Consider the following 23,925-nt stretch of genomic DNA (forward strand, 5'->3'; position numbering starts at 1 on the left):
GGTTCAGGATTTTCTGAGCCGGACGGTCGCGATCTCCCCGGGTCGTAGCGCCAGCGTGGCCGTGCCGTCGTGGACGTCCAGGGGTATGCCTGGACGTCCGCGCAGGTCGACGCGGGTGGCCTCGGTGAACGGGCCGTGCAGGACGGCCGTGGCCGGTTCGGCGTGCTGGGCGGCCATCCGGGTCTCGATCCAGCCGTCGCGGGTCCGCAGCGAGGTCATGGCCACGCCGTCGCCCGTGATCGCGACGCCCTCCCGGGACGGCGGGGCGGGCACGGTGGCGTGACCGTATCCGGCGCCGGTGAGGAAGTCGTGCCGGTACGCCTCGGCGGCCTGCAGGACGTCGGTGCCGGGACGCCCGCCGTCACAGGGCATGACCGCCAGTTCGGCGGTCCGCTCGCCGCGGCACTGGGCCTGCGGGGTCGGGATCTGCGGCCCGGCGGGCTGGTCGCGGTAGGCGTTGCGGTCCCGCGACAGGTAGCCGATGGAGCGCAGCAGGGTGAGCGCCATCTCCCGCCCGCCGTCGACGATCTCGTACTCGGTGACGTGGTCGAGCAGGACGGCGAGCCCGCCGGCGGCGACGAACCCGGACGCGGGGAACGTGGGGACGGGGCGCTCCCCGAATCCGCCCTCGGCCGTCAGGCCCCGCTCGGTGACCGCGAACTGCCCTTCGGCGAACGACGCGCCGGCCCGGCGCGGCAGCGGCATGTGCAGCCGGACGCGGTGGTCCTCGCAGCGGTTGTCGAACGTGACGCGCAACCGCAGGAACGGCTCGCCCGCGCGCAGTTCGGCGCGGGTGGTGACGGTCACGTCCTCCTCGGCGGCCGAGCGGGCGTCGCCGGGCACGTCTCCCGAGGCGGGCCACCGGTACGTCCGGACGATGTCGTAGGCGGCGAGGAGCGGCCCCCTCCAGACGGGTTCGACGTCCACGGACAGGGGGTCCCCGACGAGCCGGTCGGCGGCGGGCGGGGCGTGGTTGTAGGAGTCGCCGAGGTCGCCGCCGTCGACGATCCGGCCGACGCCCTCGACGACGTGGCCGGACGGTGTGCGCAGCCCGAGCGTGCCGTCGTCGTGCACCTGCGCGCGCAGCAGGCCGTTGTCGAGGACGTTCCCCTCGGCCCTGACCGGGGCGGAGTCCGGTGCACCGCCGGGCGCCTGCACGGGTTGGACGGTGGTCAGGCCCAGTGCGGGCACGTCCACGAGCGCGGCGACGGTGCGGCGCGGGTCGGCCAGGATGCGGACGCGCCAGTCCCCGTCCGCATCGCGCAGGGCCTCCCGCACGTCGCCGATGTCGAACGGGACGCCGGCGCGGGACGTCACGTGGAAGGTGAGCGTGCGGTCCTCCCGCGACACCGACCAGTCGCGGATCTCCTGCCCGAACAGGACCCGGCCGTACACCCGCTCCAGCACGATCGGGAGCCGGGAGGCCGGGTGGACGGCGTCGTCCAGGACGGTCGGCGCGATCTCCAGGGTCTGGGCGGGCACCGGCCGCCCGTCGCCCGTCACCAGGCCGGGTTCGCCGTCGGACGGGACGTCCAGCGTGACCAGGCCGGTGCGGGGCGCCGGGGACGGGTTGAACACCAGGTGGGAGCCGAGCGGCACGGAGGCGGCGCGTTCGGCGGTGACGAGGTCGCAGACGGCGCGGCCGAGCTGCTCGGCCTCCGCCATGCGCGCCGCGACCTGCTCGGCGGTCTCGTCGCTGCCGCAGCCGGTGACCGAGTCGTGGCAGCTCACCTCGATCAGCCGCCGCCACGCAAGGTCGAGGAACATCTGCGCGTCGCCCGCGTACCACAGGGCGGTCAGCGGCTCGGCGTACCGTTCGACGAGCCGCTCGGCGCGTCCCATCATCTGCTTGAGCCGGACGCGGGCGGAGAGCACGCCGGGCAGGATGTTGGCGCGGGCGTGCGACCGCAGCTCGCCGCGGACGCGCGGCAGGCCGTCCACGGACGGGTCCTGTTCCGCGAAGTAGCCGGCGAGGGTGTCCAGGCGCATGCCGAGCCCGGCTTCGGCGACCCGGTCGGCGAGGTCGGGGGCGGGCGCGGTGTGGTCGGCGCCGTACATGGCCAGCAGCGGGCCGCCGCGCGGATACCAGCGGCCCATCGACTCGGCGAACCCGGCGGCGCGGCCCGGCAGCAGCGACGCGCCGTCCGCGAACTCCTCGAACATCGACGCCGCGTTGCCGTAGCCGCCCTCGGGAAGGTACTGCGTGCGGATCGCCGTCCCGTCCGGCGCCTCCCACGCGAACGCACTGGCGCGGACCTCGCCGGGGACGCCGCGCCATACGCACGCGTGCTCGATCCCCGCGAGCTTCAGGATCTGCGGCGTCTGCGCGCAATGCCCGAACTGGTCGGGCAGGTAGCCGACCATCATCGTGGCGCCCAGCTCCTCGGCGCGCCGCATCCCGAGCTCCAGGTTCCGGACGATGTTCTCCCCTGAGCACAGGAACTCGTCGTGGAGGATCTGCCAGGGCCCGACGGCGAGGCGGCCCTCCCGGACGAGCGCGGCGACCCGTTCGCGCCGTTCGGGCCGGATCTCCAGATAGTCGTCGACGGCGGCCATCTGCCCGTCCAGCGTGAAGTGCCAGCGCGGGTCGGCCTCCATGCCGCCGATGACGCCGTCGAGCAGCGACACCAGCCGGAGCCGGAAACGCTGGAACGGCAGGTACCACTCACGGTCCCAGTGGGTGTGGGGGACGACGACGATCCGGCCGGGCTCCTCCGCCCGGCCCGTGTTCCCCCGGCCCGTGTTCCCCCGGCCCGTGTTCCCCCGGCCCGTGTTCACCCGCACAGTGCGATCACCTCGTTCTCGTGGGTCTCCAGGCGGTGCATTCCCGTACCGTCCGCCGCCATCCGGACATGGTCCCCCCGGACGGCGGTGCGTCTCCCGCCGGGGCGGACGAGAACGGCTCCGTCCGCGCCGATCGCGATCAGCTCGTCCCCGGCGCGGAGCAGGACGGGCGCGCCGGGGGCGGCGGAGACCGATGTCCGGCCTGCCGCGAGCGCGCCGAGCACGTCGTCCCCCTCCGCGAGGACCCAGGTGACGGGCTCGCCGAGGCCCCGGTGCTGCGCCGGGTCGTGGAAGTCGCTGCCGCCGAGCGGGACGACGCCGCCGGGCCGCCACAGGTCCGCCCAGGCCAGCGGGGCACCCCAGCGCCGGTCCCACCAGGACGGATGCCAGATCTCGGCGAACCGGGGCCGGTGCACTTCCGGCAGGGGGTGGCGCCAGGCGCAGTCGCCGCTCAGCGGATGGTTGATCGACATCAGCCCGCCGCGGGCGCCGGCGAACGCGGCCCAGTCGGCGCTCGGACGCCGGAAGTCGACCCAGCCGGTGTCGCCGAACACGTTGGCGTGCCCGAGGTCGGTGGTGACCTCCTGGCCGGGCAGCAGGACGACCCCGGCGTGCGCGGCGGCGGCGGGGAGTTCGGGGTGGTGGCTGACGGTGTTGTGATCGGTCACGGCGAGGAAGTCCAGCCCGGACGACGCGGCGAGGCACGCCAGTTCGTGAACGGTGAGCGTCCCGTCGCTGTGGACGGTGTGGGAGTGCAGGTCGCCGGCGAGCCACCGCATCCCGTCCGGGGCGGGGAGGTCCCGGCGCGGCGGGCGTTCCGGGCGGGGTGGGAGCGGGCCGGCGGGAGGGGCCGCGGGCGTTCCCGACGTGGTGACCGTCACCTCGTACGGGACGCCGTCCGGTGGTATCCGGTGCAGGCCGAGCCAGACGTGCCAGGTGCCCGGTTCGAGTTCCCCCGGCAGGTACCCGGGCGTCGCCCACTCGGCGCTCACCGTGTACCGGCTGCGCGCCCCTCCGGACCAGCCGCGGAACCCGTCCGGGCCGTGGCAGCCCAGGTCGATGACACCTCCGTCGTAGGCCAGTTCCACCGTGACCGACGCCGTTCCGGGCGGGACGTCGAAGGGCAGTTCGCGGAGCCCCTGTTCCAGGCGGTCCTCCAGGCTCCACCGGCCCCGATGCACCGTCATGCGGGTTCCCCGTCCTTGGTCAGCGGCGCGCTCGTCCGCTCCGATCCCGTCACCAGCTCGCCGTCACGGTAGAGGAGTACCCGTTCAGGACGGGGCAGCGCCCATCCCTCGGCGCCGTGCGGGACGTCGAAGTCCTCCCCCACCACGACGGACACCGGCTCCCCTTCCACGTCCAGCGTCACCAGCGACGACCCGCCCAGGTGCTCCACGACCGACACGGTCCCGCGGAACGCCCCGTCCACCGGTTCCTGCCCATAGTTCATGTACTCGGGGCGCACGCCGCACACGACGGGCTCGCCATCGGCGACCCGGCCCCGCGCCTCCTCCGGGACGGGCAGTTCGGCCCCCGCGACCGCGACGCACCCGCCCTGGACGGTCCCGGGCAGGAGGTTCATCGGCGTCGAGCCGATGAACGACGCCACGAACAGGTTCGCCGGACGCCGGAACACCTCGACCGGCGTGCCGATCTGGCGGATGCGCCCGTCCTCCATGACCGCGATCCGGTCGGCCAGGGCGAGCGCCTCCGCTTGGTCGTGAGTGACGAACACCGTGGTGACGCCTAGACGGAACTGGAACCGTTTGAGGAACGTCCGGGCCTCCAGCCTGAGCCGCGCGTCGAGATTGGACAGCGGCTCGTCCAGCAGAAGGATCTCCGGCCCGGCAAGCAGGGCGCGGGCCAGGGCGACACGCTGCTGCTGCCCGCCCGACAGCTCCCCCGGGCGGCGCCGCTCCAGCCCTTCGAGCCCCAACTGCCGGGCGGCCTCGGATGCGTCCCGGTTCCTGAAGGCGCGGGGCCGCCTCTTGATGCGCAGCGGGTAGGCGATGTTGTCCAGGACGGTCATGTGCGGGAAGAGCGCGTAGTCCTGGAAGACCATGCCGACGTCGCGCCGCCCCGGCGCAAGGCGCGTCACGTCCCTGCGTCCGAGACCGATCGTGCCGCCGGTCGCCGTCTCCAGGCCCGCGACGGTGCGCAGCAGCGTCGTCTTCCCGCAGCCGGACGGGCCGAGCAGCGCGAAGAACTCGCCGTCCGCCACGTCGAGGTCGAGGGCGTCCAGGGCGCGCACACCGCCCGGATAGACCTTCGTCAGCTCCCGGATCGTGATGGCCGCCATCAGCGCTTGATCCCTCCGTGGAAGCGGAAGCCGTACCGGCGGCTCACGAACAGGTACATGAGCACGACCGGCAGGGCGTACAGCAGCGAGAACGTGGAGATCAGGGCCAGGTCCGGCTGGCCGCCCTCGGTGTAGAACGTGTACATGATCACCGAGGCGGGGGCCTTGTCCGGGTCGCGCAGCAGGAGGAACGGCATCAGGAAGTCGCCCCACACCTGCGCGACCGTCCACACCGTGACGGTGGCGAGGCCCGGCCGGATGACGGGGACGACGACGTGCCGCAGGATCTGCAGCGGCGACGCCCCGAACACCCGCGCCGCCTCCTCGTAGGACGTGGGCGTGGCGTCGGTGAAGTCCTTCAGCAGGAAGATCGCCGCCGGGAGCAGCCCGCCGGTCAGCACCAGGATCACGCCGAGCCGCGAGTCGATCAGGTTCAGGTTGAAGGCCAGCAGGAAGATCGGCACCATCGCGGCCGTCCCGGTGATGATGGACGACAGCAGGAGCAGGACGTAGAGGAGCGCGTCCCGTCCGGGCACGCGGACGCGGCTCAGCGCGTACGCCGCGAGCGCCGCGGCCGTCACCACGAACGCGGCCGTCCCGGCGGCGAGCAGCACCGAGTTGCGGAGCGACGCGAGCGCGTACGGGTTGTCCATCAGGACCCTGAAGTTGTCCAGGGTGAACTCGGGCAGCGACGCCGAGATGCCCGGGTTCGCGTCGAACGGCGCGAAGGCCAGCCAGAGCAGCGGCAGCGCGAAGAAGCCGAGGACGGCCGAGACGAACGTGGCCAGCCCGATCCTGCGCAGCACCTCCCGCACGGTCTCGTTCACGCGGCCGCCTCCTCGGGCGGGCGGTTGCGGGCGCGCAGCGCGCGCAGGTAGAGCAGCGCGATCGCCAGGTTGATCAGGATCATGATCAGGGAGATCGCGGCGCCGAACCCGAGCCGGCCGTCGCCGAGCGCCGCCCGGTACACGTACACCGACATGATCTCCGAGCGTCCGTCCGGGCCGCCCGCCGTGATCAGGAACGGGGTGAAGTCGTTGAACGTCCACAGGCTGATCAGCAGGAGGCTCGTCAGGACATGCCCGCGGATGCGCGGGAACACCGCGTCCCGCAGCGTCTGCAACGTCGAGGCGCCGGCGAGGCGCGCGGTCTCCAGATGGGACGGTGGAACGTTTCCGAGCGCGGCGCCGTAGAGCATCATCGAGAACGCCGTCCCGCGCCAGACGTTGAACACGATGATGCACGCCATGGGATGGTCGAGCAGCCATGCCGTGCCGGGCGTGCCGAGGAGCGCGTTGAGCGTGCCGCCGTCACGGTCGAGCAGGGCGATCCACAGGAACGCGATGACCGAGGACGGCAGGATCCACGCGAGCAGGACCAGCCCCTCGACCAGGCGCCGCACCGGCCCCGACCGGTCGCGCAGCACCCACGCGATCGTGAACCCCAGGACGGTCTGCCCGATCACCGCCGACCCGACGACGAACTGCAGCGTCAGCCACAGCGACCGGTGGAAGTCCTCGTCGGTGAGCACGCCGGCGTAGTTGTCCACGCCGACGAACCGCGGATCGCTCGCCGCGATGCCCGTGAGCCGGTAGTCGGTCGCGCCCAGGTACAGCGTCCAGAGCGCGGGGAACACGAGGAACACCGCGACGAGCACCAGCGCCGGCGCGACGAACGCGGCGGCACGCCCCCGTCCCAGCCCTGCCGCGTCGTCCGGGGCGGACGGCGTGGACGGGCCGGCGCGGCGTGGCGGGACGTCAGCGCGGGGCGACGTTGGCGGCGCCACCGACGACCCCTTCGAGCTTCCCCGTGTACTCGGCGGCGGCCTCCGCCGGTCTCCTGCCCGACACCACGGCGGCCGTGGCCTCCTGCAGCGCCGTCGACACCTGCGGATACACCGCGAGGCCCGGACGGTAGGACGTGACGGGCAGCACCTTCTCCGACACGAACGTCAGGAACGGGTCGCCGGCGAGGATCTCCTTGTTCACGTCCGCGCGGGACGTGATCTCGGGCGTCCCGGCCGTCCGCGCCTTGATCATCTCAGGGGAGTTCATGAAGGCCAGCAGCTCGAACGCCTGCTGCGGATAGTCGGTGTTCGGGTTCAGCACGGTCACCGAGCCGCCCGACATGCTCACGAACGACTGCCCGCGCACGCCCCTGCCCGGGGCGATCGCGGGAATCAGCGCGTAGCCGACGTCCTGGTCGCGGGTCTTCATCTTCGCGACGCCGGTCTCGGGATTGATGACGTCGCGCCAGAAGTAGTCGCCCTCCGCCAGGATCCCGATCTTCCCGGCGGCGAACTCCTCGAACGACTTGTCGCGCCCCTTGGCCTCCTGCTGGAGCTTCGGGTCGCCGAGGCCGTCGCCGCCGTAGATCTGCGCGTACAGGTCGAGGACCTTCGTGAGGGCCGGGCCGCCGCCCGTCCACTTGCCGTCCGCGTAGATCTCGGCGCCCGCGCCGGCCAGCATCGGCAGCACGCCCTGCATGGTGGTCGCCTCGCCCATCGCGGTGCCCGCGTTCAGCTGGATCGGCGTCACGCCCGGGAGCCTCTTGAGCGCCTGCGCCGCCGCGATGATGTTCGGCCAGCTCTCGGGCTGCCAGTCGGCGGGGAGACCGGCCCGCTCGAACAGCCTCTTGTTGTAGAACAGGAGCCGGCCGTCGGTCGCGGGCGGGATCCCGTACCGCCGGTCCTCGAACGTCGCCAGTTTCTGGACCGCTCCAGGAATCTGCGTCCAGCCGTCCCAGGCGGTGGCCGGGGAGCCCACGACCTCCGGCAGCGGCCTGATGTAGCCGGCCTGCGCGAACTCGCCGACCCAGATGCCGTCGACGTCCATGATGTCGGCGCCCGACTTCGACTTCAGGTCGAGCGCCAGCTTCGTCTTGTACGCCTCGTCGTCCACGCCCTGACCGCGGAACGTCACCTTCGCGGTGACGCCCTTCGCCTTCTGCGCGGCGACGAACCCCGGGATCACCGTCTTGGTGATCCACTCCGCCTCTTCGGTGTTCTTGCCGCCCTCGATCGCGTTCCGGGTGATCGTCAGGGAGAAGCTCTCGGCGTCCTTGTTCCGGTCGGGATCCGCCGGGGACCCGCCGCCGCCGCACCCGGCGAGCATCGCGCCCGCCGACACGAGCGCGACGGCCGCGCCGATCCGCCTCCTGGAGAAGTCCCTACTGGATGAGCCCATGGGGTGACCTCCTACAAGCGTCACCCTCAACGTGAACGAAGAATTCGATCACGTAAAGACCCCGGAGATCATTTTCTGTCAGGGGTCCATCAGCTCGGCGGAACGGGCCGCGAACGCCTCCATCGCCTTCGCCGTGATCGGGCCCGGCGCGGCCGGGAGGACCGTCCCGTCCACGGCGCGGATCGGCTGGACGTCCCGCGTCGTGGACGTCAGGAACGCCTCGTCCGCCCGGTACAGGTCGTCCAGCGCGAGGTCCTCCTCCTCGCCGCCGCACCACTCCAGCGTCAGCGCGCGCGTCACCCCGGCCAGGCAGCCGGACGACAGCGGCGGCGTGACGAGCCGGCCGCCCAGGACGACGAAGATGTTGCTCCCCGTCCCCTCGCACAGGTTCCCGGCGGTGTTGCCGAAGACGGCCTCGCCGCCGCCGCGCTCCTTGGCGTAGGCGAGGGCGAGGGCGTTCTCCGCGTACGACGTGGTCTTGAGGCCGGACAGCGCGCCCCGCTCGTTGCGCGGCCACGGCACGACCGTCACGTCCGCCGTCGCCGGGAACGGGTCCTGCGGCCCCACGATGATCGACACGGTCGGCCCGGCGTCGCCGCGGGCCGAGCCGAGCGGGCCAGGGCCGCTGGTGTAGGTGATGCGGATGCGCGCCAGCGGCCACTTCGGCGCCGCGGCCAGCACCTCCAGCGTCCCCTGGGCGAGGACGTCGTGATCGGGTTCGGGCAGGCCGAGACCCGCCGCCGAGCGGGCCAGCCGCCGCAGATGGCGGGTCAGCGCGAACGGCTCCCCGTTCGCCGCCTTCACCGTCTCGAAGATCCCGTCACCGACGAGCATGCCGTGGTCGAAGACCGACACCATCGCCCGCTCAGGGTCGAGCAGTTCCCCGTTCAGCCAGATCCTGGCCTGCTCCGTCACCGGAAGCCACCTCCAAAAGCCGAGCCGCCTTCAGCTCGGTCTCACGCCACTCGCGGAGCGGATCGGACGCCCAGGTGATGCCTGCGCCGGTGCCGAACCGGAGCAGGCCGCCCTCCGCCCAGAAACTCCGGATGCCCACCGCGAGGGAGCCGCGCCGGGAGTCCGCGTCCACCCAGCCGATGGCCCCACAGTACGGCCCCCGGGGGACGGGTTCGAGTTCTTCCAGCAGCTTCAGCGCACTCGACTTCGGGGCGCCGGTGACCGAACCGGGAGGAAACGTCGCGGTGAGCAACTCGGGCCACCCTCCCCGGCCGACCCGCGCCCGGACGGTCGACACCAGGTGGACGAGCCCGGGATGCTCCTCCACCTCGCACAGGCCCGGTACCTCCACCGACCCGACCTGGGCGACCCGCCCCAGATCGTTCCGCACGAGGTCGACGATCATCACGTTCTCGGCCTCGTCCTTGGGCAGCAGGTCGGCCGCCGTCCGCCCGGTCCCCTTGATCGGACGCGACTCGACCACGTCCCCGTCCCGGGCCAGGTACAGCTCGGGCGAGGCGCACGCGACCTCCAGCCCGGGAAGTCGGATCGTCATCGCATACGGCGCGGGATTCCCCGTGGCGAGCCTTTCACCCAAGCCGGCGATGCTCGCGCCGCCGGGAAGCCTCGCCGACAAGATCCTGCACAGGTTGGCCTGGTAGACGACACCGTCCGCGATCTCGCTCCGGATCCGCTCCACACCGGCCACATAGGCGGCCTCGTCCAGCGACGTGCTCCACTCCCCTGTCCCGGCCCACACACCCCCCGGATGCGGTGCCGGTCTCACACTCTCGAACCGGGCACACGTGACCTTCCCCTCATAGGTCACCACCACGGCCCACCAGCCCCGTGAATCCAGCGCCCCCGGGTCACTGGTCACGTCCAGGAGACCGGTGGCCAGCAGACCACCGGCGTATGCGAAGTTCACGCCAGCACGCATCCGAACGAATCCGCGAGGCCCGCGTACCCCGCCTCGGTCACCAGGAGGGCCCGCCGCGTCGTCCCCCGCTCGAACCAGCCCAGTTCGATCATCCGATCCGTCAGCGCCGCCGCGAGCGCACCGTTCAGATGCGGGCGCCGCTCCGTCCAGTCGAGGCACTGCCAGGCGAACCGGCGCCGCGCCCTCCGCAGGTCCGCGACATCCAGGCCGAGCGCCTCCAGCCGCTCCTCACCCTTCGCGGTCACCTCGTAGGCGTCCTGCCCGCCGGACTCGATGAGCCCCCCGCCGACCAGCGCCGCGAACAGGGCCACCCCGGCCTCGCCGGCCAGATGGTCGTAACACGTCCGCGCCTCGTGCAGCCGGCGGGCGTCCCTCGACTGCCTCAGGCTGCGCACCTCGACCGGCGGGCTGATCCGCGACAACGCCTCGATGACCTGCGCGATCTCACTCCCCCGCAGGCGGTAGTACCGGTGCCGCCCCTGCTTGACGACCGTGACGAGGCCGCCGTCCAGGAGCCGGCCCAGATGCGCGCTCGCCGTCTGCGCGCTCACGCCCGCCGTCCGCGCCAGCTCCCCCGCCGCGAGCGGCCGCCCGTCCAGCAGCGCGGTCAGCATCGCCGCCCGCGCCCGATCCGCCAGCAGCGCCGCGACCGGTACAAAGTCCACATCCAGGACATACTCCGCGCCCATGCACCCGACTCTAAGCGCCCCGCACTTCGACCGCCGCCGAAGCGTCCCGCCGCGCCGCCGCGGAAACCCGGTTTGGGTAACCGCCCCGGACGCGCTAAGGTTTCCCCGTCGCCGCAGGGCGCACGCGGAAGTGGCTCAGGGGTAGAGCATCACCTTGCCAAGGTGAGGGTCGCGGGTTCAAATCCCGTCTTCCGCTCTGAGGGGCCTTTCGGCTATGACCCAGAAGGTCTCCTTCTGGTGGAGTGGCCGAGAGGCGAGGCAACGGCCTGCAAAGCCGTGTACACGGGTTCAAATCCCGTCTCCACCTCAACACCGCACCTCCCCCGGAGGCCGCGGACGGGCGATTAGCTCAGTGGGAGAGCGCTACCTTGACACGGTAGAGGCCACTGGTTCAATCCCAGTATCGCCCACCACATGACCTCGGGTCAGGCCGGTCAGGGCTTGGCGTCCAGGCTCCTGTCCTGCCGCGTCGTCACGACGAGGCCGGGATTCCGGCGGGCCAGCCACCGGGCGAACGGCACCGAGGTCCGGTCCATCACGACGACGCGGGTGAGCCTGGCCGGGTCGATGTCGCGCAGGACGCGCCGCCGCGCGATACGGGCCAGCAGGAGCGGCCGGACATGCCGGTAGAACGGCACGAAGAGCCACCGGTGGACGCGGCGGGAGGCCGTGGTCCGCGCGCGGTCCAGCCGCGCGACCGGCCGCACGACGATCCGCGGCATCCTCACGACCAGTGCGTGCTCCAGCCAGGGCAGCGGATGCCTGGCCTCGGCGCGGTCGAGCCGGTGCAGGCGGACCCGGTCGTCCAGCTCGTCCCAGTCGTCCGATCCGGCGGTCAGCAGCTCGACCCGCGCTCCCTCCTCGGCCGCGAAGTGCCCGGCCAGCCCGATGATCCGCCGGTACTGGCGGAGGGGCTTCACGTTCGGCTTGGGGTCCATGGTCAGGCCGGGGTCCATCGCCACGACCAGCACCCGCGGGGCCTGCGCACCGTTCACGTCGTCTCCCGGCGTGAGCAGCCGTCCGCGGAGCGCCCGCGATCGGCCAGTTCGGCCAGCCGCCGCACCAGCGGCTCCAGCGTGCGGTTCCGTTCGAAGCGGTCCGCGTAGGCGCGGGCCTCCCCGACCTGCCGTTCGGTCAGGCCGGCCGCGGCCTTCGCGGCCTCGACCATCGAGACGGCGATGTCCGCGGGGTCGAGCCCGCCCGGGTTGAACCACAGCGGATGGTCCCGCAGCAGCTCCTCGGCCGCCGACCCGGGCGCGTGGACCGACACGATGGGCCGTCCCGCCGCCATGTACTCGAAGATCTTCCCGGACGTGACGTAGCGGCCACCGCCGTTCAGGAACACCAGGACGTCGGAGTCCCGGTAGACGTCGACGAGGTCGGTCTTCGACACCGGCCCGCGATAGCGCACCCCGGGAGCGAGCACCCGGCCATCGCCGTCCCCGGTTCCGGTTCCGGTTCCGGTTCCGGGTCCGGGTCCGGGTCCGGCGGCGAAACGTCGCCGGAGCACGGTCTCGGCGCCCTTGAAGAACCCGAAGTATCCGTGGAAGCCGAGTTCGGCACGCACCAGGTCGGAGTGCTCGCGGGCGCGGGCGAACCCCTCGACCAGCTCCTCGATGGGCTGCTGGTCGGTGATCGTGCCGACGAAGGAGAACCGGGGCGCGTGCCCGCCCGTCCCCGCGCGGGCGGCCGGCGGCGGCTCGGTGGTCTCGGGGAGGGTGTCGGCGTCCCACCCGTTCAGGACCGTCATCATGCGGCCGGCCGCCCGCGGGTAGCGATCGGCGTGCCAGGACCGCTGGGCGTCGTTGACGAAAAGCGCGTTCGCCGCGGACTCCAGCACGCGGCGCTCCCAGCGCCAGGCGGGATGCCCGTCCTCGAACCTCGGCTCCTCGCTGAACTGGTCGAGAGTCCAGGAGTCCCGGTAGTCGAGGACGTAGGGGGTGCGGGTCAGCTTGTGGAAGAGCCACGCGGCGGCGAACGAGGCGAACGGGTTCCCCGTCGCGAGGACCACGTCGAACTTGCTCCGCGCCTGCATCCGCACCGCCCGCCGGACTGCGGCACGCGCCCAGGACGCGTACTGCTCGGGGAAGACGTGCTTCTGCCCCCACGTGTACAGCGATTGGGCGAGCTGCGGGAACGCCGCCCGGAACGGGCTGTACTCGCGCAGATCCGTCTGCCAGACGAACCGGTTCAGGTGGGGCCGCACCAGGGTGATCCGCGGGTCGATCGTCTCCATCAGCTTGTCGTCGACCGAGCCGAGCGTGCCGTACAGGAACGGCAGCGGCGCCGCGAAGACCGTGACGTCCCAGCCCAGTTCGGCCAGCCGGTTGGCGGTCGCCCGGGGACGGAACACCCCGCTGGCGCGGGACGGCGGAAAGTAGAAGGCGAGGTACAGCAGGCGCGGGCGGCGCTCGGTCATCAGGATCATCCTCCGGTGTGGCCGGCCGGTGCGGGCAGCAGGCGGCTGTAGACACCGTCCAGAACCTCGGCCTGCGCCTCCCACGACCACTCGCGCAGCAGGTCGGGCCGGTCGTCGTACACGGCGCGGTAGCGCTGCGGGTCGCCCCGCACCGCCTCGACCGCCCGCACGTAGTCGTCGAGGTCCTCCGCGCGGAAGACCTCGCCCTGCCCGGTGGCCTTCACCATGGCGCCCATCGCCTGCACGTCGCTGACGACGATCGGCAGCCGCGCGTGCGAGTACTCGAAGAACTTGGTGATCAGCGCGATCTCGTGGTTGGGCCAGTGGTGGATCGGGATGACGCCGATGTCGGCCGCCGCCAGGAAGGGGACGACCTGGTTGTACGGCACGTACGGCAGCATGTGGACCCGGTCGGCGACGCCGAGTTCGATCGCGCGGGCGCGCAGGCCACGCAGGTACTCGGACCGGACCGTGGAGACGACGAGGGCGACGTGCAGCCGAGGCAGCCGCGGAAGCGCCTCGATCATGACGTCCAGGCCGCGCTGCACGGAGGCCCTGCCGCTGTAGACGGCGATCTGCGCGTCCGGGCCGGCCTCGCACAGCTCCCGCAGGTCCGGGACGGGTTCGGTGCGGCCCGTCCCGCCCCTCGTGAGCGGGGCGTTGAGCACGACGGCCGGCCGGCGCCGCAGGCCGTGGCGCTCGACGAGCCGGTCGGCGAGGGCGTCCGAGACGGTCACCACCGCGTCGGCCGCGCCGGCGTACTCGCGCTCGTGCGCGCACATGGCGGGCAGCCAGCCCGGCCCGGCGCCGCCCCACGGCTTGATCCCCGGCAGGAATTCGTGCACGTCCCACACGAGTTTCGTCTCCCGCCCCCGGGCGTGCGCCCGCCGCGCGGCGCGCGCCCCGACCCCGAGCATCCGGAAGTCGTTGGCGTGGATGATGTCGGGCTCGAGCTCGTCGACGACGTGCCGGTACGCGCCGTCCCAGTCCCACAGGTTGCGGTCGAGGACGCGCCAGGCGCGGTCGCCGAGGAGCGCCTGCCAGAACCTGATCGCGCACCGCTCCAGGGGCGAGAGCGGGTCGTTGCGGGCCGCCGCGAGCGACTCCGTCCGGTGCACGCGCACCGCGACCCAGCGGACCTGGACCCTCGCCGCGGCCCGGCGCGCCAGCAGCCACGCCTTGCGCACCGGGCCGCCCCCGGGCGCGATCCGGCTCGCGGCGAGGTCGGACCGCCTGGACTGGACGAGCCGGCGCCGGTAGGCCGCCACGCTCGGGTGCGCGTACGCGAGCGGACGGCGCAGTGTGGCGCGGACGATGCCGTGCCTGTTCCGGCGGAGCGTGTGCCGCAGCGGAAGGAGACGCACACGGGCACCGCTCAGCATCCAGGATCGGCCCCTCCTGGCCAGGACGCAGCCGAGGAGGTGCACCTCCCAGCCGGCGGCGGCTGCGGACGCCGCCGCCTTCTGCACCCGGGAGTCGCGCTCGACGTCGTTGTCGACGAGCATGACGATGCGGCCGCGCGACCCGACGGGGACCGGCTCCCCGTCGGCCGGCTTGCCTTCGGTGCGCTTGCCTTCGGTCGGCTTGCCTTCGGTCAGCATGCGGCCCTCCGGTCGTGGTCGGCCGGGACCGCCCGCGTCCCGGACGTGGAATGCGCGGCCGACCGCGGCGCTGCGGCCGTCCGGCCCGAGTGGATCAGCGGGGTGCGGGCGCCGCTCATCCGGACGTGCGGTCATCACCCCTCCCCGTCCGGGGCGCCGATGACGACGTGTTCCACGCCGGTCCAGCGGGCCGGGTCGGTGACGCGGCGGCCGTCGACGAGGGCCTTGACGCCGGGCAGGTCGTCGGGTGCCAGGTCGCGGTAGGCGGTGTGGTCGGCTTGGACGATCGCGGCGGTCACCGGTTCGCCGCGGTGTGGCGGCAGGCCGAGGGCTTCCAGTTCCTGCGCGGTGTACATCGGGTCGGAGACGTAGGGGACGGCGCCGCGTGCGCGCAGCGCTTGGACGGTGGGGAAGACGCCGGAGAAGGCGGTCTCCTTGACGCCGCCCCGGTAGGCCGCGCCCAGGACGAGCACGGGTGCGCCCGTGAGGTCGCCGTAGGCGCCGGTGAGGAGGCCGACGGCGTAGTCGGGCATCGCGGTGTTGGCGTCGCGGGCGGCGCGGACGACGGTCGCGTCCGGGTCGTTCCACAGGTACATCCGCGGATACACCGGGATGCAGTGTCCGCCGACGGCGATGCCGGGCCGGTGGATGTGGCTGTAGGGCTGGGTGTTGCACGCCTCGATCACCTTGGTGACGTCCACTCCGACGGTGTCGGCGTAGCGGGCGAACTGGTTGGCCAGGCCGATGTTGACGTCGCGGTAGGTGGTCTCGGCGAGCTTGGCGAGTTCGGCGGCCTCCGCGGAGCCGAGGTCCCAGACGCCGTTGGGCCGGTCCAGGTCCGGGCGGTCGTCGAAGTCGAGGACCTGTTCGTAGAACTCCACGCCGCGCGCGGCGGACGCGTCGTCGATGCCGCCGACGAGCTTGGGGTAGCGGCGCAGGTCGGCGAAGACCCGGCCGGTCAGCACCCGTTCGGGGCTGAACACCAGGTGGAAGCCGGTGCCGGCGGTCAGGCCGGAGCCCTCCGCCAGCATCGGGGCCCAGCGGTCGCGGGTGGTGCCGACCGGGAGTGTCGTCTCGTAGCTGACCAGCGTCCCGGGGCGCAGTCCCGCCGCGATCGACCGGGTGGCGGCGTCCATCCAGCCGAAGTCGGGTGTGCCGTCCCCGTCCACGAACAGCGGGACGACCACGACGACGGCGTCGGACTCGGCGACGGCCGCCGCCGTGTCGGTCGTGGCCGTCAGCAGCCCCGCGCGGACCGCCTCGCCGAGGTGGAGGCCGAGGTCGGCCTCGCCGGGGAACGGCTCGCGGGCGGCGTTGACGTCGGCGACGACGCGTTCGTCCACGTCGGCGCCGATCACGCGGTGGCCCTTGCGGGCGAACTGGACCGCCAGCGGAAGACCGATCTTCCCGAGCGCGACCACGCAGATCCGCATGTGCTACTTACCTCCAAGGGACGTCGCGCGCCGGACCCGCTGGACGACGGCCCGGCCCGGACGCACCGGACGTGTCTCGATCACCGGCGGCACTCCTCCGCGGAGCCGCCGGCAGGACGGTTCGCGGTCAGCCGGCACTCAGCACCTCCCCGTCCTGCAGCGAGACCGTCCCGCCGACCTTCGCCGACTCCAGTACGGCCGCCGAAACCTGCACGGTGCGCAGCCCCTGCCGCAGTGTCACGATGTCCCCGGCGGGACCGCCCGCGATGCCGCCCGCCGCTCCGGTGCCCGCGCGGACGGCGTCCCTGAACCGCTCGTGCTCGGTCAGCAGCGGCTCCGGCTTCGGGATCGCGTATCGGATCATGTCGCCCTGCGAGACGCCGACGAACGTCCGCAGCGCCTCCCACTGGGTGCCGAACTCGCCGTTCGCGTAGAACGTCAGGTCGGCGGTGAGGGTGTCGGCCACGCAGCAGCCGCGCTCCCCGGTGACGACCGTGGTGCGCTCCTTGAGCGGGCTCAGCCAGTTCACCAGGTGGCTCACCATCGAGTCGTCCGCGAGACGGCCGACGGCGGCGACCATGTCCTCGTGCGGGCGCCCACTGCGCGCCACCGTGTGCGCGGAGATCGACACGTAGTCCTGGCCGGTGACCCACGCGGTCAGGTCGATGTCGTGCGTGGCGAGATCCTTGACGACCCCGACGTCGGCGATCCGGTGCGGGAACGGGCCCTGCCGGCGCGTGACCACCTGGAAAACCTCGCCCAGCTCCCCCGCCTCCAGCCGGGCCCGCAGGCTCTGCAACGCCGGGTTGTACCGCTCGATGTGCCCGACGCCCGCGACCAGGCCCCGCGATTCGAACGCCGTCGTCAGCCGCTCCGCCGCCGCGACCGAGTCCGCCAGCGGCTTCTCGATCAGCGCGGCCACACCGGCCTCGGCCAGCCGCAGCCCGACCTCCTGGTGCGACGCCGTCGGGCACGCCACCACCGCGTAGTCGATGCCGAGCGCGAGCAGCTCGTCCAGCGAGCCCAGCAGCGGCACCCCGTGCGGGGCGAACTCCGGCCGCCCGGCCGGGTCCGTGACCCCGGCCAGCTCCACGCCGTCCAGCTCGGACAGCACCCGGGCGTGGTTGCGGCCCATCGCCCCCAGCCCGACCAGGCCCGCGCGCAGCGCGGTCACGGAACCCCTCCGCACTCGTTCACCGCGTCCACCACCCGGATCAGCTCCTGCCCGGTGAGGCCGGGATGCACCGGCAGCGACAGCACCTCCGCCGCCGCGCGATCGGTCTCGGGCAGGTCCCAGCGCGGATCCGGCCGCCCGTCCCGCAGGAACGGCGCGAGCCGGTGAACGGGCGCCGGATAGTAGACGGCGGTGCCCACACCCCGCTCGTCCAGATGCCGCCGCACCCCGTCCCGGCCGCGGACCCGGACCGTGTACTGGTGGTAGACGTGACGCGCACCGGCCGCGACCGGCGGCGGCACCGCACCGGTGATCTTCGCGTCCAGGAACGCGGCGTTGGCGCGCCGCCGCTCCGTCCAATCCGCGAGCCGCTTCAACTGCTCGCGTCCGACGGCCGCGGCCACGTCCGTCAGCCGGGCGTTCAGGCCGACGACCTCGTTCGCGTACCGCTGCTCCATGCCCTGATTGCGCAGCAGCCGCACCTTCCGCGCGGTCTCCGCGTCCGCCGTGGTGACCATGCCGCCCTCCAGGGCGTGCATGTTCTTGGTCGGGTAGAAGCTGAAGCAGCCGGCCGTGCCCAGGGCGCCCGCCGGGGTGCCGTGCAGCGCGGCGGCATGCGCCTGCGCCGCGTCCTCCACGACCGCGAGACCGTGCCTGCCGGCGAGGGGGACGAGCCGGTCCATCGCCGCCGGATGCCCGTACAGATGGACGGGCATGATCGCCGCCGTACGCGGCCCTACCGCCGCCGCGGCGGCGTCCGGATCGAGGCAGAACGAACCCGCCTCGATGTCGGCGAACACGGGCTCGGCGCCCACCAGCCGCACGACGTTGGCGGTGGCCGCGAACGTGAACGACGGCACGATCACCTCGTCCCCCGGGCCGACGCCCAGCGCCAGCAGCGCCAGATGCAGCGCGGACGTCCCCGAGTTGACCGCTACGCAGTGCCGCCCGGCGACCAGCCCGGCGAACTCCTCCTCGAACGCGGCGACCTCCGGCCCCTGCACGACCCGTCCGCCGCGCAGCACGCGCACCGCCGCCTCGATCTCCGCATCGCCGATCACGGGACTCGCCGCGGGGATCGGCTCTTCGGCTTCCACGGGCATGAGCAGACTCCTATCGGCCGCGACCGTGCACGACGTCCCTGCACATCCGGCAGACCGCGCGTCCGCACACAGCGGACCCGACCTCGCACCACATCGACACGGTCACCGAACGTCGCCGGGGGCATACCCTCTGCATACGCATTAATCCTCACGCCCCGACCGCACCGCCCCGGCGAGACGGCTCCGGCGGGACGGCTCCGGTGACGCGCGCCGCGACCGGCCCGCGTCCACGCACCGGCGGTGTGGTTGGCTTGCCCGGGTGGGCGATGATCGCGTGTCCGGCCTTTCGGCGCTGCAGGAGCGGATCTCGCTCTCCATCGTCTCCGCCCTCGACCCGATGCTCGGGGCCAGAGCGGCCGAGCGGCTCTACGTCGTCGCTCTCACCACCGACGGCGACGTGATGACCGTCCGCCTCACCGCCCACACCGAGGAAGCCCTGGCCGTTCTGCTCGCCGACTCCGGCGAAGGGGACGACCTCGACTGGACCGAGTACTGCCGGTGGTGGCCGGACGAGTGGCGGACCGGCGACGGCGGCGTCCCGGCGGGCGATGCCGGTTCGCTGGTCACGCGCAGCCGGGAACTGGCGGACGCCAAGGACGCCGCGCACGACCATGCGCAGTGGAGGACGCACGCACGCGCCATGCTCGTCCGCGCCCTGGGAGACGTTCGGGTCGCCGCCGCCATCACCGCGATCAACCCCGGGTGGCGGCCCGTGCTGTTCGTCACCGACACCGACGGCGACATGCGGCCCACCGTGCACAGCATCGACGTGCTCAACGCCGGCCATGCGAGCCCGGCCCTTGTCACGGCGGCACGGGCGTTCTTCTCCGGCCAGGACTGACCACGCCTCGCGGACGCCCGCCGGTGGAGCCGGGCTGCGCCGGCCTGTGCGTTCAGTCGAAGTAGTGGCCCGGCGTGGTGCCGACGGTGCGGCGGAAGGCGGCGACGAAGGCCGAGGGTGTGGAGTAGCCGACCTCGGACGCGACCTGGTGGATCGGTGCTCCCGCGGCCAGGCGGGACAGGGAGGCGGCGATGCGCAGATGGGTGCGCCACGTCGCGAACGTCATGTCGGTGTCGTGCTTGAAGGCGCGGGCGAGGGTACGGCCGCTCGCCCCGACCGTCCGGCCCCACTGGACGAGTGTGCGCTGGTCGGCTGGGTCGCGGGCGAGCAGGCCGGCGACGCGGCGGGCGCGGTCGTCGACGGGGGCGGGCACGTGGACGGTGGCGGCGGGCAGTGGCGACACCAGGTCGAACATGACGGCTTCGGCGCGGGCCCGGGCATCCGGACGCAGATCGGTGGCGAGGTACTCGATGAGCTGCCCGAGCAGCCCGGAGGTGTCGATGACGGTCGGCTCGCAGAACCCGATCGGGCACGTGCCCGGATCGAGGTAGAGGCTGACCATGTTGACCGGCGCGCTGGCAAGGACATCGTGGTCGACCCCGGCGGGAATCCACAGACCACGGGCGCGCGGCAGCACCCACGTCCGTCCGGCCGCTCCCAGCGTCAGGACGCCACGGGATGCCCAGGCGAATTGGTGGAAGGGGTGCGTGTGGGTGGGGAAGCGCGCCCCGTCGCGCAGCATATTCGCTCGGACGGCCACGACGGCAGACTGTCTTGTTCGCGACATGAGTCGTCATGCTACGCCGTTGTGGACACCACCGGCCGGACCTACCGTGGTGCCGGTGAACAAGAATCACCTCGCCCTCCTGGCGACCGATGACTGGCGCAACGTCCTGCGAGACCTGATCTTCCCCTTCGCGTTCAAGGGCGCCGAGCCGAGTGATCTCGGTGACGACGCCATCGAAGTCGGCCCGGGTCCGGGGCTGACGACCGATCTGCTCCTTGCGCGGATTCAACGGCTGACGGCGATCGAACTCGATGCAGACCTGGCGGACGCCCTGTCGGCACGTACCGACCCTGCTCGCGTGACGGTCGTGCACGGCGACGCCACCGCGATGCCGTTCGAGGCCGGGCGCTTCAGCGGCGCCGCGTGCTTCACGATGCTGCACCACGTCCCCGACGCGGCCGGTCAGGACCGGTTGTTCACCGAGGTGTGCCGTGTGCTGCGGCCGGGCGGGGTGTTCATCGCCAGCGACAGCGTCGCCAACGATGAGCTGGCTGCCTTCCACGAGGACGACATCTACAACCCGGTCGACCCGGCGACGTTGGAGGCGCGCTTGTACCGGGCCGGTTTCGACCGCGTCGGGGTACGCGTCGTCCCCGACCGCGCGTGGGCGGTCCGGGCCTTCAAGCCGGCCTGACCGGCCGGCGGCGGGGCCGGGCGGTGGGCGGTGGGCGGCGCCGGCGGAGCCGGTCGAGGACAGGAACCGGTGACACCACGGTGACCGGTGCCGCCCCGCCGCCACACCGGCGGGGCGGCACCGTCCGGCCGCTCCGGTTATCGGGCGAAGGCCTGGAGTTCGGCGGCGCGGACTATGCCGGCCCGGGGAGAGGCCGTGGTGCAGTCGGTGCCGGAGCGCGGGTCGTTGTCCTGCTCGCCCGCGTACGCCGGGGAGCCGGTGCACTGGCTGGAGACCACCTGGAACCGCAGGTGCGTCGCGGTGAAGTCCCGTGTGTCGAAGGAGCGCAGGGCGATGTCGGGTGCCGTGGGTCGCGGCCGGTCGGCGGGGAAGGCGTCGTCCGGGCTGGTGTAGACGGTGCGGTACGAGGTGTTCTGCGAGCAGTCGGCCTTCGTGGCGTTACAGGCCAGCAGCCGGAAGGCGCGCAGGGCGGTGAAACGGTTCTGTGACGTGTCGGGGCCTTCCGGGTCTTCGGCCACCGTGGGGCGCAGCATCGCGCTCACCTGGACCCGGCCGATCCTGACCGGGCGGTCGCCGGCCAGGTCGACGGTCACCTGGCGGCCGGCGACCGGGGCCTCGACCGACTGCCAGTTGGTCGCCTCGGTCTCGTCCAGCAGCGCCCGGTGCGACAGGCCGTCGCCGGTGGCGGTGGCTCCGTTGGCGGCCGCGGCCTGGTTGCGGTGCATCGCGACCGGCAGGGTGCGCCGTGATGCTCTGATCGTGGCGGTGAACTTCTTGTGGCCGACGCCCTCGCCCACCGCGACGAAGGAGTAGCGGCCGGGTGCGATGGCGAAGGTGGCACCGAGCGGGGTCGCCGGGTCGGTGTCGGCCACCGGGACCGCGCGGGCCTCGTAGTCGCCCACGTACAGCCGGACCTTCGCGTCCTCGGCGTCGCCGCGGGGTTCGAGCGTGACGCCGGCGTTGCGCGAGAGCGGAGAGGCGAAGCTCGGCGTGGGGTCGGCGTCGGCGGGGCCGTCGCTGGCGGCGGTCGCGCCCAGGCCGTGCTGGGCGAAGACCTTCCACATCAGCGCCTGGTTCTTGCCGCCGAAGCGGATGGCGTCGGCGGCCAGGAGGGCGTTGCGGTGGTCGACGTAGCTGACCGCTCCGGTGGCCATGAGAAGGAGCGCGTCGAACGACAGCTGCATCCACCGCCTGTTCCCCGGGCACCTGTCCACCGGCACCTTCCCGTCGGCGCACTTGCGCTGCAGTGCCGTGTTGCCGTCGCCGTACCGCCGGACGAAAGCCCGGCGCAGGTCGAACTGGGTGGCGGTCCAGATCTCACCGTCGGCGTGGACCTGGGCGCCGGTCAGGTCATAGCCGAGATCGCCATAGTTGAGGGGGCTCCGGCTCATGTCGTAGTTGCGGATTCCTGCGCGCGGTTCTCCGGTGACGTATCCGCCGATGACGTACGGCGTCCGGCCGGGAGAGCGCAGCCCGTACTCGCTGAGGTACTCCATGGCCAGCAGGTCGGACGTGCTCTCGTTCATGGCCCCCGCCTGCGGCCCGTTCCATCCGGCGTCCGGCCCGGCGACCATGCGGCCGGAGATGGCGTGGCCGTACTCGTGGCCGATGACGGTCATGTCGAAGTCGCCGTCGACGCACGGCGGGTAGAACGCGCCCGCGATCGGCTGCCACAGGTACATGTTGGTGATGGCGGCGACGCCGTCGGGCGGCGTGATCTGGTTCGCGTTGTCGCGGACGGCGGGGAACCTGGCGCCGGCCTGGGCGTTGCCCTGCTCCGGGTCGCCGCCCAGGCCGCCGCGGTCGCCGTTGTCGACCTGCATGTTCCAGGCCGACTCGGTGAACCCGAGCCGGTAGGACCAGTCGTGCATGCGGTTGTGCTGGACGAACAGGTTGGACATGGCCGCTTCGACGTCGGCCTCCTGCGGGCTGTCCAGCGTCGCCGGGTCGCACTTGCTCGTGTACCACTGGTTGGCCCAGGGGTAGGTGTAGTTGCGGTCCGGCTTGGACGCGCCGGTGCGGGTGCCGACGCTGAAGGGGTCGTCGCTCGCGCGGTTCTCGTACGTCCGGGCCGCGTTGCCCAAGCTGGTGGTCGTGGACGCGCCGGTCGCGGGATCGGCGTCCCACGGCAGCCCGCTGGAGGGGTCGCCGCCCACGACCATGCGGCATCCCGCCGCGGGGACGAAGCACCAGGTCTGGCGGGTGTCACGGGACGAGTAATCGCCGGGCGGGGTGGCCGGGAAGACCGACCAGCGCGGGTCGTCGCTGTCGTGATCGACGAGGTTCTCCCGCACGAGCACCGCACCGGAGCGGGCGTCGACGTGGGACGTGACCGCCTTGGGCTCGCCGCCGGAGGAGTCCATGAGGACGACCTGGTAGGCGCTGCGGACACCCCCGGCGGTGGGGACCGCGACGAGCCGCACCCTGCGGATGTCGCCGGCGGTGGCGGCGATGCCCGCGTCGCGCCCGGCGGCGGCCACCGCGTCGTCCTTCGAGAGCGTGGCGGGCGCCGGGGGCCCGTCGTCACGGGACAGGGTCGAGGTGACCGAGACGACCTTGCCGCCGGTCACGCCGACCGCCACCAGTCCGTCGTGGCCGGCGGGCAGGTCGCCGAAGCGCTGGCGCAGCAGCACGGCGGCGCCCTCGCCGATGGGGTTGACGGCGACCTTCTCAAGGCCGGCCACGGCGTCGGCGTCCAGGCCGAACAGTTCCCGATGGCCGGTCAGGTAGGCGCGTGCGGCCTTCTCGGGGTCGCCGGCGAGACCTGCGGCCAGGGGGCCGCTTCCGGTCACCGATGCGGGGGTGCCGAGCTTGTTCCAGCGCACGGTCACGCCGCGGGCCGCGCCCCGCTGCCGGGTGGTGGGCGCCAGGCGGCCGGTGCGGGCGTCCTTGTCGGGCAGTTCGACGTGTTCGCCCGGGGGCTGGGAGCGGGGAGTTCGTGTCTCGGCTTGCCCGGGGACCGTGAGTCCCGATGTGAGGAGTGTTCCGGTGACCGCGAGCGCGGTCGCGGCGATCCAGCGTGTCCTGGGCACCTTTGCCTCCTGGAGGCGGGCGGACGACCCGTGGGGGGACGGCCGGATGA

19 protein-coding genes and 3 tRNA genes are annotated in these 23,925 nt (G+C 72.8%); 5 read left to right on the forward strand and 17 right to left on the reverse strand.

The genetic code is table 11. From position 1 onward, the window contains the following. Positions 1-3 precede the first annotated feature (3 nt). The 9 genes from ACGFK0_RS23325 to ACGFK0_RS23365 all read right to left on the reverse strand — a co-directional run bounded on the left by ACGFK0_RS23325 (position 4) and on the right by ACGFK0_RS23365 (position 10,851). Positions 4-2,784: an alpha-mannosidase gene (locus ACGFK0_RS23325; RefSeq protein ID WP_392907992.1), complete on the reverse strand. Its 2,781-nt coding sequence runs from the start codon at positions 2,782-2,784 to the stop codon at positions 4-6. Then, entirely contained in the window at positions 2,775-3,971 is a 1,197-nt protein-coding gene (locus ACGFK0_RS23330; protein ID WP_392907995.1) for a CehA/McbA family metallohydrolase, read from the reverse strand. The genes ACGFK0_RS23325 and ACGFK0_RS23330 overlap by 10 nt, the downstream gene beginning before the upstream one ends. Next, on the reverse strand, positions 3,968-5,083 hold the full coding sequence (locus ACGFK0_RS23335; RefSeq protein ID WP_392907998.1) for an ABC transporter ATP-binding protein: 1,116 nt from the start codon (positions 5,081-5,083) through the stop codon (positions 3,968-3,970). Before ACGFK0_RS23335 ends, ACGFK0_RS23330 begins: the two co-directional genes overlap by 4 nt. Next, entirely contained in the window at positions 5,083-5,910 is an 828-nt protein-coding gene (locus ACGFK0_RS23340; protein WP_392908001.1) for a carbohydrate ABC transporter permease, read from the reverse strand. The genes ACGFK0_RS23335 and ACGFK0_RS23340 overlap by 1 nt, the downstream gene beginning before the upstream one ends. After that, positions 5,907-6,869 (reverse strand): carbohydrate ABC transporter permease, encoded by a 963-nt coding sequence (locus ACGFK0_RS23345; protein ID WP_392908003.1) that lies wholly within the window; start codon positions 6,867-6,869, stop codon positions 5,907-5,909. The genes ACGFK0_RS23340 and ACGFK0_RS23345 overlap by 4 nt, the downstream gene beginning before the upstream one ends. Continuing rightward, the gene (locus ACGFK0_RS23350; protein WP_392908006.1) at positions 6,841-8,268 is read right to left on the reverse strand and encodes an extracellular solute-binding protein; all 1,428 of its coding nucleotides are present in this window, start codon (positions 8,266-8,268) and stop codon (positions 6,841-6,843) included. The genes ACGFK0_RS23345 and ACGFK0_RS23350 overlap by 29 nt, the downstream gene beginning before the upstream one ends. 78 nt (positions 8,269-8,346) lie before the next feature. After that, positions 8,347-9,126, reverse strand: a complete 780-nt coding sequence (locus ACGFK0_RS23355) for an aminotransferase class IV (RefSeq protein WP_392908271.1) — start codon at positions 9,124-9,126, stop codon at positions 8,347-8,349. Between the two features lie 7 nt (positions 9,127-9,133). Continuing rightward, positions 9,134-10,150 carry a chorismate-binding protein gene (locus ACGFK0_RS23360; protein WP_392908008.1) on the reverse strand — a complete coding sequence of 339 codons (1,017 nt, stop codon included), beginning with the start codon at positions 10,148-10,150 and terminating at the stop codon, positions 9,134-9,136. Beyond that, positions 10,147-10,851 (reverse strand): ArsR/SmtB family transcription factor, encoded by a 705-nt coding sequence (locus ACGFK0_RS23365; RefSeq protein WP_392908011.1) that lies wholly within the window; start codon positions 10,849-10,851, stop codon positions 10,147-10,149. The genes ACGFK0_RS23360 and ACGFK0_RS23365 overlap by 4 nt, the downstream gene beginning before the upstream one ends. A 124-nt stretch (positions 10,852-10,975) precedes the next feature. Between ACGFK0_RS23365 and ACGFK0_RS23370 the strand changes: the two genes are divergently transcribed. The 3 genes from ACGFK0_RS23370 to ACGFK0_RS23380 all read left to right on the forward strand — a co-directional run bounded on the left by ACGFK0_RS23370 (position 10,976) and on the right by ACGFK0_RS23380 (position 11,264). Then, positions 10,976-11,047: transfer RNA gene (locus tag ACGFK0_RS23370), tRNA-Gly, on the forward strand. A 40-nt stretch (positions 11,048-11,087) separates the two neighbouring features. Beyond that, positions 11,088-11,158 (forward strand) — tRNA-Cys (locus ACGFK0_RS23375). Positions 11,159-11,189: 31 nt separating this feature from the next. After that, positions 11,190-11,264 (forward strand) — tRNA-Val (locus ACGFK0_RS23380). Positions 11,265-11,285: 21 nt separating this feature from the next. On the opposite strand, the gene ACGFK0_RS23385 is transcribed toward ACGFK0_RS23380, so the two are convergent. From ACGFK0_RS23385 to ACGFK0_RS23410, 6 genes are all read right to left on the reverse strand, one after another. Beyond that, positions 11,286-11,846, reverse strand: coding sequence for a hypothetical protein (locus ACGFK0_RS23385; protein ID WP_392908013.1), 561 nt, complete (start codon positions 11,844-11,846; stop codon positions 11,286-11,288). Further along, a complete protein-coding gene (locus ACGFK0_RS23390) occupies positions 11,843-13,270 on the reverse strand; it encodes a glycosyltransferase (RefSeq protein WP_392908016.1) in 1,428 nt (475 codons plus the stop codon). Before ACGFK0_RS23390 ends, ACGFK0_RS23385 begins: the two co-directional genes overlap by 4 nt. Before the next feature lie 5 nt (positions 13,271-13,275). After that, entirely contained in the window at positions 13,276-15,006 is a 1,731-nt protein-coding gene (locus tag ACGFK0_RS23395; protein WP_392908018.1) for a glycosyltransferase, read from the reverse strand. Beyond that, the gene (locus tag ACGFK0_RS23400; RefSeq protein WP_392908020.1) at positions 15,006-16,304 is read right to left on the reverse strand and encodes a nucleotide sugar dehydrogenase; all 1,299 of its coding nucleotides are present in this window, start codon (positions 16,302-16,304) and stop codon (positions 15,006-15,008) included. Before ACGFK0_RS23400 ends, ACGFK0_RS23395 begins: the two co-directional genes overlap by 1 nt. Positions 16,305-16,431: 127 nt before the next feature. After that, on the reverse strand, positions 16,432-17,478 hold the full coding sequence (locus ACGFK0_RS23405; RefSeq protein ID WP_392908022.1) for a Gfo/Idh/MocA family protein: 1,047 nt from the start codon (positions 17,476-17,478) through the stop codon (positions 16,432-16,434). Continuing rightward, positions 17,475-18,581, reverse strand: a complete 1,107-nt coding sequence (locus tag ACGFK0_RS23410; protein ID WP_392908024.1) for a DegT/DnrJ/EryC1/StrS family aminotransferase — start codon at positions 18,579-18,581, stop codon at positions 17,475-17,477. The genes ACGFK0_RS23405 and ACGFK0_RS23410 overlap by 4 nt, the downstream gene beginning before the upstream one ends. A 259-nt stretch (positions 18,582-18,840) precedes the next feature. On the opposite strand from ACGFK0_RS23410, the gene ACGFK0_RS23415 reads away from it, so the two are divergent. Beyond that, complete coding sequence (locus ACGFK0_RS23415) at positions 18,841-19,422, forward strand: DUF4303 domain-containing protein (protein WP_392908026.1); 582 nt, start codon at positions 18,841-18,843, stop codon at positions 19,420-19,422. A 52-nt stretch (positions 19,423-19,474) separates the two neighbouring features. On the opposite strand, the gene ACGFK0_RS23420 is transcribed toward ACGFK0_RS23415, so the two are convergent. Beyond that, on the reverse strand, positions 19,475-20,182 hold the full coding sequence (locus ACGFK0_RS23420) for an AraC family transcriptional regulator (protein WP_392908028.1): 708 nt from the start codon (positions 20,180-20,182) through the stop codon (positions 19,475-19,477). Positions 20,183-20,264: 82 nt separating this feature from the next. Here ACGFK0_RS23420 and ACGFK0_RS23425 point away from each other — a divergent pair, with 82 nt between their 5' ends. Next, the gene (locus ACGFK0_RS23425; RefSeq protein ID WP_392908031.1) at positions 20,265-20,843 is read left to right on the forward strand and encodes a class I SAM-dependent methyltransferase; all 579 of its coding nucleotides are present in this window, start codon (positions 20,265-20,267) and stop codon (positions 20,841-20,843) included. Between the two features lie 137 nt (positions 20,844-20,980). Here ACGFK0_RS23425 and ACGFK0_RS23430 read toward each other — a convergent pair whose 3' ends face one another. After that, positions 20,981-23,875, reverse strand: coding sequence for a M36 family metallopeptidase (locus ACGFK0_RS23430; RefSeq protein WP_392908033.1), 2,895 nt, complete (start codon positions 23,873-23,875; stop codon positions 20,981-20,983). Between the last annotated feature and the right edge of the window lie 50 nt (positions 23,876-23,925).

This window comes from Spirillospora sp. NPDC048823 (genome assembly GCF_043198445.1).
Classification (GTDB): domain Bacteria; phylum Actinomycetota; class Actinomycetes; order Streptosporangiales; family Streptosporangiaceae; genus Spirillospora.

Bases quoted from the DNA above. Each gene is read 5' to 3' on its own strand.
- ACGFK0_RS23330 (WP_392907995.1), bottom strand. From the start codon at position 3,971: ATGACGGTGCATCGGGGCCGGTGGAGCCTGGAGGACCGCCTGGAACAG.
- ACGFK0_RS23335 (WP_392907998.1), bottom strand. From the start codon at position 5,083: ATGGCGGCCATCACGATCCGGGAGCTGACGAAGGTCTATCCGGGCGGT.
- ACGFK0_RS23350 (WP_392908006.1), bottom strand. From the start codon at position 8,268: ATGGGCTCATCCAGTAGGGACTTCTCCAGGAGGCGGATCGGCGCGGCC.
- ACGFK0_RS23355 (WP_392908271.1), bottom strand. From the start codon at position 9,126: ATGGTGTCGGTCTTCGACCACGGCATGCTCGTCGGTGACGGGATCTTC.
- ACGFK0_RS23365 (WP_392908011.1), bottom strand. From the start codon at position 10,851: ATGGGCGCGGAGTATGTCCTGGATGTGGACTTTGTACCGGTCGCGGCG.
- ACGFK0_RS23390 (WP_392908016.1), bottom strand. From the start codon at position 13,270: ATGACCGAGCGCCGCCCGCGCCTGCTGTACCTCGCCTTCTACTTTCCG.
- ACGFK0_RS23395 (WP_392908018.1), bottom strand. From the start codon at position 15,006: ATGACCGCACGTCCGGATGAGCGGCGCCCGCACCCCGCTGATCCACTC.
- ACGFK0_RS23400 (WP_392908020.1), bottom strand. From the start codon at position 16,304: ATGCGGATCTGCGTGGTCGCGCTCGGGAAGATCGGTCTTCCGCTGGCG.
- ACGFK0_RS23410 (WP_392908024.1), bottom strand. From the start codon at position 18,581: ATGCCCGTGGAAGCCGAAGAGCCGATCCCCGCGGCGAGTCCCGTGATC.